The 14,422-nt window shown below is 65.9% G+C and carries 12 protein-coding genes; 4 read left to right on the top strand and 8 right to left on the bottom strand.

The annotated features are described in order from the left end of the window. Positions 1–23 precede the first annotated feature (23 nt). The 3 genes from ileS to U1R88_RS08430 all read left to right on the top strand — a co-directional run bounded on the left by ileS (position 24) and on the right by U1R88_RS08430 (position 4,415). Positions 24–3,104 (top strand): isoleucine--tRNA ligase, encoded by a 3,081-nt coding sequence (gene ileS, locus U1R88_RS08440; RefSeq protein ID WP_322430842.1) that lies wholly within the window; start codon positions 24–26, stop codon positions 3,102–3,104. A gap of 3 nt (positions 3,105–3,107) precedes the next feature. After that, positions 3,108–3,662 carry a signal peptidase II gene (gene lspA / locus U1R88_RS08435; protein ID WP_068286387.1) on the top strand — a complete coding sequence of 185 codons (555 nt, stop codon included), beginning with the start codon at positions 3,108–3,110 and terminating at the stop codon, positions 3,660–3,662. Between the two features lie 123 nt (positions 3,663–3,785). Further along, the gene (locus U1R88_RS08430; protein WP_311944690.1) at positions 3,786–4,415 is read left to right on the top strand and encodes a hypothetical protein; all 630 of its coding nucleotides are present in this window, start codon (positions 3,786–3,788) and stop codon (positions 4,413–4,415) included. An 80-nt stretch (positions 4,416–4,495) separates the two neighbouring features. Here U1R88_RS08430 and mutL read toward each other — a convergent pair whose 3' ends face one another. From mutL to U1R88_RS08390, 8 genes are all read right to left on the bottom strand, one after another. Then, positions 4,496–6,334: a DNA mismatch repair endonuclease MutL gene (mutL, locus tag U1R88_RS08425; protein WP_322430841.1), complete on the bottom strand. Its 1,839-nt coding sequence runs from the start codon at positions 6,332–6,334 to the stop codon at positions 4,496–4,498. A gap of 290 nt (positions 6,335–6,624) precedes the next feature. Next, positions 6,625–7,050 carry a hypothetical protein gene (locus U1R88_RS08420; protein ID WP_322430840.1) on the bottom strand — a complete coding sequence of 142 codons (426 nt, stop codon included), beginning with the start codon at positions 7,048–7,050 and terminating at the stop codon, positions 6,625–6,627. Between the two features lie 252 nt (positions 7,051–7,302). Next, complete coding sequence (locus U1R88_RS08415; protein ID WP_322430839.1) at positions 7,303–8,544, bottom strand: M16 family metallopeptidase; 1,242 nt, start codon at positions 8,542–8,544, stop codon at positions 7,303–7,305. A gap of 176 nt (positions 8,545–8,720) precedes the next feature. Beyond that, positions 8,721–10,028 carry a M16 family metallopeptidase gene (locus U1R88_RS08410; protein ID WP_322430838.1) on the bottom strand — a complete coding sequence of 436 codons (1,308 nt, stop codon included), beginning with the start codon at positions 10,026–10,028 and terminating at the stop codon, positions 8,721–8,723. Between the two features lie 125 nt (positions 10,029–10,153). Continuing rightward, positions 10,154–10,414, bottom strand: coding sequence for a TfoX/Sxy family protein (locus U1R88_RS08405; RefSeq protein WP_322430837.1), 261 nt, complete (start codon positions 10,412–10,414; stop codon positions 10,154–10,156). Beyond that, positions 10,411–10,818 carry an OsmC family protein gene (locus tag U1R88_RS08400; RefSeq protein ID WP_322430836.1) on the bottom strand — a complete coding sequence of 136 codons (408 nt, stop codon included), beginning with the start codon at positions 10,816–10,818 and terminating at the stop codon, positions 10,411–10,413. The genes U1R88_RS08405 and U1R88_RS08400 overlap by 4 nt, the downstream gene beginning before the upstream one ends. 114 nt (positions 10,819–10,932) lie before the next feature. Further along, the gene (gene rsmD / locus U1R88_RS08395) at positions 10,933–11,490 is read right to left on the bottom strand and encodes a 16S rRNA (guanine(966)-N(2))-methyltransferase RsmD (protein ID WP_322430835.1); all 558 of its coding nucleotides are present in this window, start codon (positions 11,488–11,490) and stop codon (positions 10,933–10,935) included. Positions 11,491–11,500: 10 nt separating this feature from the next. Further along, positions 11,501–13,837 carry a pseudouridine synthase gene (locus tag U1R88_RS08390; protein WP_322430834.1) on the bottom strand — a complete coding sequence of 779 codons (2,337 nt, stop codon included), beginning with the start codon at positions 13,835–13,837 and terminating at the stop codon, positions 11,501–11,503. Positions 13,838–13,968: 131 nt separating this feature from the next. Between U1R88_RS08390 and U1R88_RS08385 the strand changes: the two genes are divergently transcribed. Beyond that, positions 13,969–14,412, top strand: a complete 444-nt coding sequence (locus U1R88_RS08385; RefSeq protein WP_322430833.1) for a nucleoside deaminase — start codon at positions 13,969–13,971, stop codon at positions 14,410–14,412. Positions 14,413–14,422 lie beyond the last annotated feature (10 nt).

Genomic DNA, 14,422 nt, shown 5'->3' with positions numbered 1-14,422 from the left:
TCCGTATCGACGGATCCCTGTTCATGACCGATGTTGCGTCCCCCTCCAGCGAGACCGCCGAGAGCTCGAAGGCGAGCTCTGGGGCTTACGACTATTCCAAGACCCTGTTCCTGCCGCAGACGGCCTTCCCCATGCGCGGCGGCCTGCCGCAGAAGGAGCCGGAGATCCTGACCCGCTGGCAGGCCCAGAATCTGCGCCAGCGCCTGCGCGACACCTCGGCCGGCCGGCCGAAATTCGTGCTGCATGACGGCCCGCCCTATGCCAATGGCAACATCCATATCGGCCACGCGCTCAACAAGATCCTGAAGGACCTGGTGACGCGCTCGCAGCAGATGCTCGGTTTCGATTCCAACTATGTCCCGGGCTGGGACTGCCACGGCCTGCCGATCGAATGGAAGATCGAGGAGCAGTACCGCGCCAAGGGCAAGAACAAGGACGAGGTGCCGCTGGTCGAGTTCCGCCGCGAATGCCGGGCCTTCGCCGAGCACTGGGTCGGCGTGCAGCGCGAGGAGTTCAAGCGCCTGGGCGTCGAAGGCGACTGGGAGCATCCCTATCTCACCATGGCCTATGCGGCCGAGGCGCAGATCGCCCGTGAGATCATGAAATTCGCCATGAGCGACCAGCTCTATCGCGGCTCCAAGCCGGTGATGTGGTCGGTGGTGGAGAAGACCTCGCTGGCCGAGGCCGAGATCGAGTATGAGGACCATACCTCCGACATGATCTGGGCGAAGTTTCCGGTGCGCTCGGGTGCCACGCGCGACGAGCTGGCCAAGGCCGCCTTCGTGATCTGGACCACCACGCCCTGGACCATCCCGGGCAACCGCGCCATCGCTTATTCGAGCCGCGTCGCCTATGGGCTCTATCGCGTCACATCAGCGCCCGAGAACAACTGGGCCAAGGTGGGCGACAGCTTCATCCTGGCCGACAAGCTGGCCGAGGAGGTGTTCAAGACCGCCAAGGTGGAAGCCTATGAGCGCCTCGGCGGCGTCGAGCCCGGCGAGCTGGCGCGCCTCACCGCCGCCCATCCGCTGGCGGGCTTCGACCCCGGCTACGGCTTCGACGTGCCGCTGCTCGAGGGCGAGCATGTCACCGACGAAGCCGGCACCGGCTTCGTGCATACCGCCCCCAGCCATGGCCGCGAGGACTTCGACGTCTGGACGGCGCATCAACGCGAACTGAACGCGCGCGGCATCAACACGCATATCCCCTATCCCGTGGATGGCGACAGCTTCTACACGGCCGACGCACCGGGCTTTGCCGGCAAGCGCGTGATCACCGAGAAGGGCGACAAGGGCGATGCCAATGACGCCGTGATCAAGGCGCTGGTAGCCCAGGGCAATCTGGTGGCCCGTGGCCGTATCAAGCACCAATACCCCCATTCCTGGCGCTCGAAGAAGCCGGTGATCTTCCGCAACACACCGCAATGGTTCATCGCGATGGACAAGCCCATCGACGAGGTGGCGCCGGGCACCGTGCCGGCGGCGACGCCGGCCCGTACGGAGGAGGGCGTCCTGCGCAACGATGTCGGGCCGACGCTCGGTGACGGCTCGTCGCTGCGCGAGCTCGCCCTCAACGCCATCCAGCAGACCCAATGGGTGCCGGCGGCCGGCGAGAACCGCATCACCGGCATGATCGCCAACCGCCCGGACTGGGTGGTGTCGCGCCAGCGCGCCTGGGGCGTGCCGATCGCCGTGTTCATGCGCGACAAGCCGGGCGGCGGTGTCGAGATCCTCAAGGACGAGGCCGTCAACCAGGCCATATCGGCAGCCTTCGAAACCGAAGGCGCCGACGCCTGGTACCAGAAGGGTGCCGCCGAGCGTTTCCTCGGCGCGCGCGCCGGTGAAGGCTGGGTCAAGGTCAACGATATCCTCGACGTCTGGTTCGACTCCGGCTCCACCCATGCCTTCACGCTGGAGGATCCCAAGCACTTCCCCGGCCTGGCCGGCATCAAGCGCAAGGTCGATGGCGGCGACGACACCGTGATGTATCTGGAAGGCTCCGACCAGCATCGCGGCTGGTTCCATTCCTCGCTCTTGGAAAGCTGCGGCACGCGCGGGCGGGCGCCCTATGACATCGTGGTCACCCACGGCTTCACGCTCGACGAGCACGGCCGCAAGATGTCGAAGTCGATCGGCAACACCGTCGCACCGCAGGACGTGATCAAGCGTTCCGGTGCCGATATCCTGCGCCTTTGGGTCGCCACCACCGATTATGCCGATGACCAGCGCATTGGGCCCGAGATCCTGAAGACGGTCGAGGACACCTATCGCAAGCTGCGCAACACCATCCGCTGGATGCTGGGCACGCTCGCCCATTTCGAGGCAGGCGACAGTGTCGCCGCCGGGCAGATGCCGGAACTCGAACGGCTGATGCTGCATCGGCTGGCCGAGCTCGATGGCGAGGTCCGTACCGCCTATGAAAGCTACGACTACAAGCGCGTGGTCGCCTTACTGGCGACCTTCATGACGGCAGACCTCTCGGCCTTCTATTTCGACGTGCGCAAGGACGCGCTCTATTGCGATCCGAAATCGTCCCTGCGCCGCCGGGCTGCGCTGAGCGTGGTCGACAGGCTCTTCACCTGCCTGACGACCTGGCTGGCGCCGGTGCTGTGCTTCACCATGGAGGAGGCCTGGACCTCCCGCTTCGGCGAGGAGAGCTCGGTGCATCTGCAGCCCTTCGCGGCGGCCGACCCTGCCTGGCTCGACCCGGCGCTTGCGCAGAAGTGGGAGCTCGTGCGCGAGGCACGGCGCGTGGTCACCGGCGCACTGGAGCATGAGCGCGCGGCCAAGCGTATCGGCTCTTCGCTCGAGGCTGCACCGACCGTCCATGTCGCAGACGAAGCGACGCTGGCGGTCCTGCGCAGCGTCGATTTCGAGGATGTCTGCATCGTCTCCGGCTTGACGCTGCAGGCCGGCGAAGGTCCGGCCGAGGCCTATCGCCTTGATGGCGTTTCCGGCATCGCCGTCGTTCCCGGCCGGGCCGACGGTGTCAAATGCGCGCGGTCCTGGCGCTATTTCGATCCGAAGACCGCCGACCCCGCCTTCCCGGACATCACCCCGCGCGACGCGGCGGCGATGCGCGAATGGCAGGCGGCGGGAGCCTGAGGGATGAAGTCGGTGTTTTTCGGGCGTTACACCTTTATCGGGGTGATGGTGGCGGTTCTCGCCATCATCATCGATCAGGGCTTCAAATATTGGGCGCTCCACATTTTCCAGATCGGTGAACTGATCATGTATCAGGAGGCCGTCGACTGGACGCCGTTCCTGAAGTTCACCCTGGTCTGGAATCGGGGAGTATCGTTCGGCCTGTTCCAGCAGGAAAGCCAGATCGGCCTCATCCTGCTCGTCGCCTTTCGCCTCATTGCCACCGTGCTTCTTCTCGCCTGGCTTGCCCGTATCCACACGAAATCATCGGCGATCGGCATCGGCCTGATCATAGGCGGCGCCATCGGCAATGCCGTCGACGGATTGCTGGCGATAGAGGGACCGTTGGCCCCCACTTGGCTGCAGCGGGAAGGCGTTGCCGATTTCTTCCTGCTCCATGCCGGCGATTTTTCCTGGTATGTCTTCAACCTGGCCGATGTCGCCATCGTTGCGGGCGTGGCCCTGCTGTTGTATGACATGGTGGTGAACAAAGAACCACAGACGCACGGGTCTTCCTGACTTTTTCAGGTACTGGTTGCCCGTAGGAGCGGTGGTTTCTTGGTTTTGACGCATTTTCCGGGCAGTAGAGAGAAGGTCTCTCCCGGAATTTGCACCGAAATCTAGCAGTGATTGGGATACAGGATGCGGACAAAGATTTGGCTTGGCCTGGCTGCGGCGACGGCACTGGTTGCCCTGGCGCCGACGGGTGCGGCGAATGCGCAGTCCCTCGGTCAGAACTTCTTCCAGAAGATGCTCGGCACCGGTGACGATGCGCCGGCGATCAATTATTCCGACCGTGCACCGCTGGCCAAGCCGGGCAAGCTAGACTTGCCGCCGCCCGGCACGGCTGCGACTTCGGACAATGACCCGAACTGGCCGGTGGATCCCGACTACAAGAAACGCAAGGCCGCCGGCGTCATGCCGCGCAGCAAGGCCGAGCACGGCGATGGCCGGCTCTCGCCTGACGAGATGGCGGCAGGCCGCGTGCCGGGTGCCGGTCGGGTCGACGCGCCGGAGCCGTTCGACGCGGCCAAGGCCAGTTCGGTTCCGCTCAAGCCCAGCGAACTGCAGAAGCGCCTCAACCTCGGCGAGGACAACACGCCACTCGCCGCCGGCGTCGAACCGCCACGCCGTTCCTTGACCGAGCCGCCGGTTGGCTACCGCAAGCCGCTCGCCTCGGCCCCGCTTGCCGGCAACGAGCCCCTGCCTTCCGAGGGCAACAAGAGTGAATCCTGGTTCGACCGGGTCTTCAAGACCCCGCGGGTGAAGTAAGAAAAGCGGTCGAACAAGCAGAATGCCAATGGGGCCGGTCGCAAGATCGGCCCTTTCGTTTGTGCATTCCCGTTTCGGGTTTACCGTCGCCCGAACAGGGCCTCGATGTCGCCGAGCTTCAGCGTCACATAGGTCGGCCGGCCGTGGTTGCACTGGCCTGAATTGGGGGTGACTTCCATCTCGCGCAGGAGCGCATCCATCTCCGCCGGCAACAGGCGCCGCCCAGCCCGTACGGAGCCGTGGCAGGCCATGGTGGCAGCGACATGGTCGAGGCGCCGCTCCAGTACGATCTCCGAGCCCCATTCGGCAAAGCCATCGGCGAGGTCGCGGATCAGCGCGGCCGGATCGGTGCTGCCGAGCGCAGCCGGGGTGGCGCGCACCAGAAGGGCACCCGGCCCGAATGGCTCAACGACCAAGCCGAGAGCCGCCAAATCCTCGCTCGCCGCAGTCAAGCGCTCGACATCGGCAGGATCAAGGTCGACGACTTCCGGAATCAGCAGCAATTGCGACTTGGCACCGGCGGCCGCGCGCTCGCGCTTCAGGCGCTCATAGACCAGGCGTTCATGGGCGGCGTGCTGGTCGACGATGACGACGCCCTCCCGGGTCTGGGCCACGATATAGGTCTCGTGCAGCTGCGCGCGGGCCGCGCCGAGCGGCCGGTCGAGACTGTCGGGCGCGGGAGGCGCTACCGTGGCACGCGCATCCGCGGAAGGCATCACCAGCGCGTCGAATCCGGCCTGGGCGGGCGCCGCGAAACCGCTTCCTGCAGCCAAGCCACCATTGCCCATGCCACCGCCAGCCAGGCCGCCGTCTCCCATACCGGCAAGATGAGGCGCCGCGGGCGACGCCCGCCAATCCCAGTCGAGATCGGCAGGGCGGTTGAGGTTGCGGGCGAGCAGGCCGAGGGCGACATCGGCATTGCCGCTTGAGCTGCGGCCTGACTCCCTCTCCAGCGCGGAGCGGATCGCCGAGACGATCAGGCCGCGAACCAGGCCGCCATCGCGGAAGCGGACCTCCGCCTTGGCCGGATGGACATTCACGTCGACATTCTGCGAGGCGATGTCGAGGAAGAGGGCCAGAACCGGAAAGCGGTCCTTGGGCAGATGATCGGCATAGGCACCGCGTACGGCACCCAGCAACAGCTTGTCGCGCACCGGCCGCCCGTTGACGAACAGATATTGGTGCTGCCCGGTGCCGCGATTGAAGGTCGGCAGACCGATATGGCCATGCAGGCGGACATCCCCGCGCGTCAGGTCGATGGCAATCGCATTGTCGATGAAGTCGGCACCCAGCAAGGTGCCGAGGCGCGTCTCCTCGTCACCGGCCGGCCAGGTCGAGGGAGAATGGTCTTCGCCGGCCAAAGTGAAGGCGATGGCGGGGTTGGCCATCGCGAGGCGCTTGACGACATCGCCGATCGCAGCCGCTTCGGTACGCTGAGTCTTGAGGAATTTCAGGCGAGCCGGAGTGGCATAGAAAAGGTCGCGCACCTCGATGCGCGTGCCCTCCCCGATCGCTGCCGGGCGGATTGCCTGGTGCTCGCCGGCTTCAATGGCGATCACGGCGCCTGTGGACGAGCCACGCTCGCGCGTGGTGATGCTGAGGCGCGACACCGAGGCGATGGATGGCAAGGCTTCGCCGCGAAAACCCAGCGTGTCGATGGCGAGCAGGTCTTCGGTCGGCAGCTTGGACGTCGCGTGGCGCTGCACGGCCAAAGCCAGGTCCTCGGGCGACATGCCTGAACCGTCGTCGACGATGCGGATCAGGCGCTGCCCGCCGCCCTCGGTGACGATCTCGATGCGGCGAGCGCCGGCGTCGATGGCGTTCTCCACCAATTCCTTCACGGCACTCGCCGGCCGCTCCACCACCTCGCCGGCGGCGATGCGGTCGATCAGGATCTGGGGGAGAGCACGGATGGCCATGGGGCGAATCGTCCATCAGCGCCTGCTTTCCACCAGAGAGAAATCGGACGCAAAATCAAGGGCTTGACGCATTCGCTCTCCCGGGTGGAGAACGAATGCGTCACGTGCCGGAAACAATACACCATGGGGCCGGCCATCGGAACGGCCGGCAGGCAAGCCTCAAGCTCCAAGGCGTTTTGCGATTTGGCGAAAGCACTGCAAATCGCAGAGACACTCTAGCCGATCCGTTGGACCGGCTGGAAGCAAAGAGCGCGAGCAAGGAAGCGTCCGGTCATGAACGCCTGTTTGCCCTATTGCACATCGACATTGACGATGACGTCGAGCACCTTGCCATCGGGGAAAGCTTTGCGATAGGCAAATTGGTCCGGACCGCGATAACCGGGTGCGGAAGTATAGAGCACCTGCCAGACCGGCACGCGCCGTGAATTGCAGGCGGCGCTGGAATTGCCGGCCTCATAAGGAGAAAAGTCGCGGGTCCTGCGGATATTCACCCGGCCATAGCCCGCCTGCTTGGTGACGCTAGCCGCGACGCCCGGCACTTCCCGGCAGGCTGGGGTAATATAGGAAAACTGATCGATCTTGCTGACGAGCCCGGATTGCACCGCGACGGCAGCGCCGCTGGCGCCAGGCCCGCGCGAGGTGCCTAGACCGGTGCTCACGCAGCCTGCCGCCATGAGACCAACAAGGACGACAGCCGAAACACCCCAAAGCTTCATGACATCCTCCCGCTTGAGCGACCCCCGCCGCTTCTCGACGAGCGACAGGGTGATGCAGTCGGCCCCTTCGTGCAATAGTCAGTGTGACGTAAGCAGAACGATTTAACCTTGTCCGGCGAGAAGAAAACGTTCGATCGAGCTCGATCTTCTCGTCGTTTCTTGCCGCTCTTCGCCGTGTTCTTTGTGACGCAACGCCTTTACCCGGTCATCGCCGGGATGACGTGGGTTGGCATCGAGCGTTCTCCTGCGATCCTAGGACAGCCCTTCCGGGCGCCCGACAGCCACGACGAAGGGCTTGCCACCTCCAAACATCCGCTGGGCCACGCGCTTGGTATCGTCCAGCGTCACCGCTTCGACCAAACCATTGCGGCGATCGATGAAGTCGATGCCGAGCCGCTCGATCTGGATCATGGTCAGCTGGTTGGCGATCTTTGTCGATGAGTCGAAGCGCAGCGCATAGGAGCCGGTGAGGTATTTCTTGGCGCTTTCCAATTCGGCAGCGCCAGGCCCGTTGCGGGCGAGCTCGGCCATCTCCGCCTCGATGATGGCGAGACTTTCGGCCGCCCGGTCGTTTCGAGTGGCGACACCGCCGCCGACAAAGGCGGCGCGGGCCAATGCGCCGAGCTGGGTTGAGACCGAATAGGCCAGGCCCTTCTCCTCCCGCACTTTCTGGAACAGGCGTGAGGAGAAGCTGCCGCCGCCATAGATGTGGTTGAGCAGGAAGGCGGCCATGAAGTCGGGATCGTCGCGCTTCACGCCGGGGGTGGCGAATTGCAGCACGGTCTGCGGCACGTCGAGATCGATCACCTTGCGGGTGCCCAGGCCCGCAAGCTCCGCCTCCGGCACCGGCTGCAGCAGGGCCGTGGTCGGCAGCGAGCCGAACACCTTATCCAGCATCTCCTCGGCATCATGGGCATCGATGGCACCGACGATGGACACCGTCAGCCCATCCTTGGCGAGCAGGCGGCGGTGCTGGGCCGCGATTTCGTCCCGGTTGACGGCACCGATGCTCTCCAGCGTGCCGCGCGTCGGACGGCCATAGGGGTGGTCGGGGAAAAGCCCGGCGAAAAAAGCCAGCGATGCCATGGCGTTGGGATCGCTGGCCTCACGGCGCAAGCTGGCCAGCAGGCTCTGGCGCACGCGTTCCACCGCGGCTTCCTCGAAACGCGGCTCGCTGACGGCATAGTGGAGAAGATCGAAGGCGAAGGCCTTGCGATCGGCCAGCGTGCGCAACGAGCCATTGATCTGGTCGCGAGCGGCATGGAAGGAAAGCTCGACGGCATTCTCCTCCATCAGACGCTGGAAGGCCTCGTCGTCATGCGGACCGGCCCCTTCGTCGAACAGCGCCGACATGATGTGGGCAAGGCCTGGCCTATCGGGCGGATCCTGCGCCGCTCCGCCCTTGAAGGCGAAGTCGATGGCGATGACAGGCACGGCATAGTCCTCGACCAGCCAGGCTTCGATGCCAAGAGGCGAGACGATCTTCTGGATCATGAAAACACTCGTTCACAAAAACCGATCGTCACAACCGGCAAGGCCGGCGATGACGGCAGGAGACTGATACGCCGCTGCAAGACTCCCAGCAGGAAAAGCGCGGCGCAGCAATCCAGACAATCATAGACGGCGCCGCCGGTCTGCCTGGCTGCATCCGTCATGACGTGCGAAACGTATCAAGCCTGCCCTTCGAGCAGGCCGACCACCGACTTGCCCTCCAGCAGAACGGCCCGGCCCATTTCTGGCAGTCTTCCGGACGGCACGGCGGCGATGCGCTGCGGCCAGAGCTGCAGGTCCTCCACCTTGCCGCCGACCGAAAGGGTGGCGCCGTAATAGCGCGCCAGGGTCGACTGGTTGTCCTGGGCATAGATCGCGTCGGCGACGAGGCGCGTCTTGGCGCGCTCCAATTCTGCCTCGCTCACGCCCTCTGCAACGATGCGCCCGATCTCCTCGTCGACGGCTGCCTCCAACGCCTCGAAGCTGACGCCGGGCATCGGGATGGCCCAGACGCCGAAACGCGTCTCGTCCACGGCGGAACCGCCATAAAAAGCGCCGGCGGCCGAAGCCAGTTTCTTGTCGACCACCAGGGCACGATAAAGCCGCGAGGTCTGCCCGCCGCCAAGGATCTGCGACAGGAGGTCGAGCGCCTCGCCCTCGCCATTGCGGGCCTGGATATAGGAAGGCGCACGCCAATGGCGCTGATAGATCGGCTGCTCCACCCGCTTGTCGGCCAGCCGGACGCGGCGGTCGGCGCGCTGCCTGGGCTCCTGCGGCCGCAGACGCGGCGGCGGGTCGGCACGCCTGGCCACGGGGCCGTAATGGGTTTCGGCCAGTTCGCGCACCTCGTCGGCCGTGACGTCACCAGCCACGATCAAGCTGGCATTATTCGGCGTGTAGAAACGGCTATGGAAATCGATGGCGTCCTGCCGGCTCAGGCCTTCGATCTCGTTCTCCCAGCCGATGATCGGCGTGCCATAGGGATGGTGGGTGAACAGGGTCGAGGCGATCTCTTCGGCAAGCTGCGAATTAGGATCGTTGTCGACCCGCATCTTGCGTTCCTCGAGCACGACGTTGCGCTCGGGATTGACGACCTCGTCGGTAAGGGCGAGCCCGGTCATGCGATCGGCCTCGAAGGCCATCATGGTGCCGAGATGCTCCTTGGCCACCCGCTGGAAATAGGCGGTGTAGTCATAGGAGGTGAAGGCATTCTCCTGGCCACCCAGCTCGGCAACCTGTTTGGAAAAGCCGCCCGGGTTCTTCTCCGTGCCCTTGAACATCAGATGCTCGAGGAAATGCGCGATGCCCGACTTGCCCTTCGGCTCGTCCGCCCCGCCCACCTTGTACCAGACCATGTGGGTGACAACCGGCGCACGGCGGTCGGGAATGACCACCACATGCAAGCCGTTGGGAAGCGTGAAATCCGTGATCGCCGGGCCCTGGGCATGGGAAGCACCGCCGAGACCGGGGATAAGCGCAAGCGTCATGAAAGGTCCGATCGGGAGGGAAAGCGAAAGATCCACCCAATATGGGTAGGAAACGCGGGAAGTGAAGTATCCCTTACCCCCTGGAGCATGAGCCTAGCAAGGCATAGGTCCGAAGAAAACAATCCCTACCGGCTCCCTTCCTCCTTCCGGTCGACCAATTCCTTCAAGCCTCGGTCGATCTCGCGCCACTCCCGATCGCTCAAGGCTCCTTCCATGGCATAAAGGGCGTTCAGGCTGACGCCGCGCCCGAACCGGAACTTCAGGCGTCGATAGGCGGCGACGGCTCCCAGTTGCCGGAGATCCTCCGGACTGCAGATGTCGACTTCGACCAGCATGCGCTCGGTGGCCGGGCCAAGATTGCGCATGTCCCGGATGCGCCCGCTCACGCGACCATCTCGATGCCAACCGGTACGCCGCTGCGCAGGGAATTGGCCACCATGCAGATCGTTTTCGCGCGCTCGATCACCGGCTGCGGGTCTGACCCGTCCGACATGCGGCAGCGCACCTTGAGCTTTGCAGCAGTCGCCAGCAGCGGCTTGCCCTCGAGCTCCAGCGCGACGCTGACCGCGATGGTATCGACGGCGGCACCCATTTCTTCCGCAGCGTAGCGCAGGTCGTTGCAGAAGCAGCCGCCAAGCGACAGAGCGAGCAGCTGGGCGCCATTGAAGCCGAGCCCCATGCCACCAGCCTTGCCCTCGGGGCGGTCCACCACGATGGTATGTCCGCCGGCCCAGCCCATGGCTGCCTGCGTCTCACCGACATTGCGCAGTTCGACCGTTACCGTCGCCATGCCTGCCCCCCCGTTTTAGATACGACCGACTATGACAGCAAGGCGGCAAAGGCGAAAGCGATGCCAAGCGGAGGCTGAAGCCGTCGCTCGATCAATGCGCCCCGGCGTCGGACATCAGGGCTCGTAATGGAAGAAGCTGAGCCTGGTGCCCGCATAGTCGCGCTGGTCGGCCAGAGCGAAGGAGGGCGGCGCTTCGAGGGGGGCGTCCGTCGCCTCCTCGACCACGCAGAGCGCTCCCTTGGTCAGCCAGCCGCCATCGACAAGGCTGACGAGTGCCTGTGATGCCAGCCCCTTGCCATAGGGAGGGTCGAGAAAAGCCAGCGAGAAGGGCTCGCCCGGCCCAACCATGCCCAGCTTGGTCGCATCCCGGCGGAACAGGCGGGTGCGTCCGCCCAGGGACATCGCCTCGACATTGGAGCGGATCAGCCCACGCGCCTCCGCGCCCTCGTCGACGAAGGTGGCAAAGCGGGCTCCGCGCGACAGGGCCTCGAAACCGAGCGCGCCCGTGCCGGCGAACAGATCGATCACGCGTGCATCGCGCACGGGATCGTCATAGCCATGCGCGAGGATGTTGAACAAGGTCTCCCGCAAGCGGTCCGAAGTCGGCCGGATCGCGTCCGACTTCGGTGTAGCCAGTTGCTTGCCGCGAAATTGCCCGCCGATGATGCGCATCGGTCAGCCGTCAACGCCCCCGGCGCGGCGCACCGCCCGGCTTGCCGCCTGGGCGTGGACGCGAGGGACGTTCACCGCCATCATTGCGATCGCGGAAGGAAGGACGCGGCTTGAACGGGCGGTCGCCGCCCTCTCCATCGCGCGGACGGAACGGCTTGCGCGGACGATCACCACCTTCGTCGCGGTCGCGGAAGGAGGGACGGGGCTTGAACGGGCGGTCGCCGCCCTCCTCGCCACGCGGGCGGAACGGCTTGCGCGGACGCTCGCCCCCTTCGTCGCGGTCGCGGAAGGAGGGACGGGGCTTGAACGGGCGGTCGCCGCCCTCCTCGCCACGCGGCCGGAACGGCTTGCGCGGACGCTCGCCCCCTTCGTCGCGGTCGCGGAAAGAGGGACGGGGCTTGAACGGGCGGTCGCCGCCCTCCTCGCCACGCGGCCGGAACGGCTTGCGCGGGCGCTCGCCCCCTTCGTCGCGGTCGCGGAAAGAGGGACGGGGCTTGAACGGACGGTCTCCCCCCTCTTCGTCGCGCGGCCGGAACGGCTTGCGCGGACGCTCGCCCCCTTCGTCGCGGTCGCGGAAGGACGGGCGTGGCTTGAAGGGACGGTCTCCGCCCTCCTCGGCACGTGCACGGAAGGGCTTGCGCGGGCGCTCGCCCCCTTCGTCACGATCCCGGAAAGGCGCGCGGGCCTTGAAGGGGCGGTCGCCGCCCTCCTCGTCGCGGGAACGGAAGGGCTTGCGCCGAGCCGGCTTTTCCTCGGCCACGTCAGCGACCCGCTGGACCAGCACACGCCGGCCATGGCGATCCTCGACCAGGCTGCCACGCATCACGCGTTCCTTGCCGTCTTCCTCCGACTTGACACGCAGTCCGCGCGCCGGGCCACCCTTTGCGGGCCTGGCCGCAGCTTTGACCGGCTTTTCGCCGGCGGCCTCGTGGATTGGCGCCTCGAACTCGCAGCCGGCCTCGGCAACCAGCTCGGGGCCGAGCTGGTCCATCAGAACCCGGGTCTTCACTTCCTCGACGGCGCCCTCGGCCAGGTCGCCGAGCTGGAACGGCCCGTAGGACACGCGGATCAGGCGGTTGACCTCCAGGCCGATGGAGCCCAGCACGTTCTTGACTTCGCGGTTCTTGCCTTCGCGCAAGCCAAGGGTCAGCCAGGAATTGGAACCCTGTTCCTTGTCGAGGCGCGCTTCGATGCGACCATAGTCGACGCCGTCGACCGTCAGCCCCTCGAACAATTTGTCGAGCTGGACCTGATCGGTCTCGCCGAAAGCCCGCACGCGATAACGCCGCAGCCAGCCGGTCTTGGGCAGTTCGAGCTGGCGCGCCAGACCGCCGTCATTGGTGAGCAGCAGCAGGCCCTCGGTGTTGATGTCGAGCCGGCCCACCGACATCACGCGCGGCAGCGACGGATCGAGGTTCTCGAACACGGTCGGGCGTCCTTCCGGATCCTTCTCCGTGGTCACCAGGCCGCGGGGCTTGTGGTAAAGCCACAGCCGCGTACGCTCGCGCCGCGGCAGTAGCTTGCCATCGACGGTGATCTTGTCATCCATCTGGACATTGAGCGCCGCACTGGTCAGCACCTCGCCATTGACGGCGACCCGGCCTTCCTCGATCCAGGTCTCGGCATCGCGGCGCGATCCCAGCCCGGCCCGCGCGATCACCTTGGCCACACGCTCCCCGGCAAAGGCGCCGGTCTTGGCCTCGGCATCCGGCTTGGCCACCGCTTCAGCCTTGGCCTCGGCGCGCCGCGGGGCGCGCTTGGGGCCGCGCTCCTCCTGGCGATCGTCGAAACGCGGCTCGAAGGCCTTGCGGCCGCCCTCGCGCGGCTCGAAAGAGGTGTCGAAACGACGGGGTGCAAAGGAGCGCCCACCGTCCTCACCCTCGCGGCGAGGCTTGCGGCTGAAGGGACGCTCAGCGCCCTCCCCGCGATCCGCATCACGGCGCGGCCGGAAACCGCCTTCGGTGCCCTCGTCGCGCGATCGAAACGGCCGGCGTGCTTCTCCACGTTCCTCGGCGCGGCGGGGCTTGAACGGGCGTTCCTCGCCACTGTCACGCTCGCGGAACGGTCGGCGAGCGTGACGGGTCTCGGGATCCCCGCCTTCGCGCGGCTTGAAACGCGCCGGACGACGCTCGCCGTCCTGGCGTTCGGCGAAGGAACGGGCCGGACGCTCCCGGCGGGTCTCGCCGCTCTCGTCACGGTCCCGGAAGGAACGGCGCGGAGGTGCGTCACCATCCACGCCACGCCGACGAGGTCCAGCGCCCGCAGAGGTCTTCTTGGGGCCAAATGGCTTCTTGCCCCCGCTTGGGGGCTTGCGGCCGCCGCCGCCAGATCGTTTATCGTCGGACATTGATTGTTGCTGGAACGGCCCCCCGCTACCATCGTATCGGCGGGTATTCCAAAACTCCTTGAAAAGAGGGGCGTCTTTCCGATCCACAGGGATCGGGAAACGCTTTAGCAGAAAAGGCGGCATGTCACGAGATGAAGCGCTCGATCATGGAACTGGCGCTGGAGGAGGCCCATGCTGCCGCAGGTCGCGGGGAGGTACCCGTCGGCGCGGTTGTCGTCAAGGACGGAGTGGTGCTTTCGCGCGAAGGAAACCGCACCCTGGCGCTGAAAGACCCCACCGCCCATGCGGAAATGCTCGCCATCCGCGCCGCCGCCCAGGTACTGGGCAGCGAGCGCCTGATCGGCGCGGACCTTTATGTCACCCTCGAGCCCTGCCCGATGTGTGCCGCCGCCATCTCCTTCGCCCGCATCCGGCGCCTCTATTTCGGCTGCGACGATCCTAAGGGGGGCGCAGTGGAAAATGGGGTGCAGTTCTACGCTTCCCCCACCTGCCACCATCGTCCCGAAGTCTATTCCGGCATCCACGCCACGGCCTCGCGGACTCTGCTGCAGGATTTCTTCCGCTTGCGGCGCTAGCCGGCGTCCC

This window comes from Labrys sedimenti, from assembly GCF_034424805.1.
Classification (GTDB): domain Bacteria; phylum Pseudomonadota; class Alphaproteobacteria; order Rhizobiales; family Labraceae; genus Labrys; species Labrys sedimenti.
This window is presented reverse-complemented; position numbering and strand designations above follow the sequence as displayed.

Excerpts from the sequence above, each read along its gene's own strand:
- U1R88_RS08430 (WP_311944690.1), top strand. The coding sequence starts at position 3,786 with ATGCGGACAAAGATTTGGCTTGGCCTGGCTGCGGCGACGGCACTGGTT.
- U1R88_RS08400 (WP_322430836.1), bottom strand. The coding sequence starts at position 10,818 with ATGGCGACGGTAACGGTCGAACTGCGCAATGTCGGTGAGACGCAGGCA.
- U1R88_RS08415 (WP_322430839.1), bottom strand. The coding sequence starts at position 8,544 with ATGATCCAGAAGATCGTCTCGCCTCTTGGCATCGAAGCCTGGCTGGTC.
- U1R88_RS08410 (WP_322430838.1), bottom strand. The coding sequence starts at position 10,028 with ATGACGCTTGCGCTTATCCCCGGTCTCGGCGGTGCTTCCCATGCCCAG.
- lspA (WP_068286387.1), top strand. The coding sequence starts at position 3,108 with ATGAAGTCGGTGTTTTTCGGGCGTTACACCTTTATCGGGGTGATGGTG.
- mutL (WP_322430841.1), bottom strand. The coding sequence starts at position 6,334 with ATGGCCATCCGTGCTCTCCCCCAGATCCTGATCGACCGCATCGCCGCC.
- U1R88_RS08390 (WP_322430834.1), bottom strand. The coding sequence starts at position 13,837 with ATGTCCGACGATAAACGATCTGGCGGCGGCGGCCGCAAGCCCCCAAGC.
- U1R88_RS08385 (WP_322430833.1), top strand. The coding sequence starts at position 13,969 with ATGAAGCGCTCGATCATGGAACTGGCGCTGGAGGAGGCCCATGCTGCC.
- rsmD (WP_322430835.1), bottom strand. The coding sequence starts at position 11,490 with ATGCGCATCATCGGCGGGCAATTTCGCGGCAAGCAACTGGCTACACCG.
- U1R88_RS08420 (WP_322430840.1), bottom strand. The coding sequence starts at position 7,050 with ATGAAGCTTTGGGGTGTTTCGGCTGTCGTCCTTGTTGGTCTCATGGCG.
- ileS (WP_322430842.1), top strand. The coding sequence starts at position 24 with ATGACCGATGTTGCGTCCCCCTCCAGCGAGACCGCCGAGAGCTCGAAG.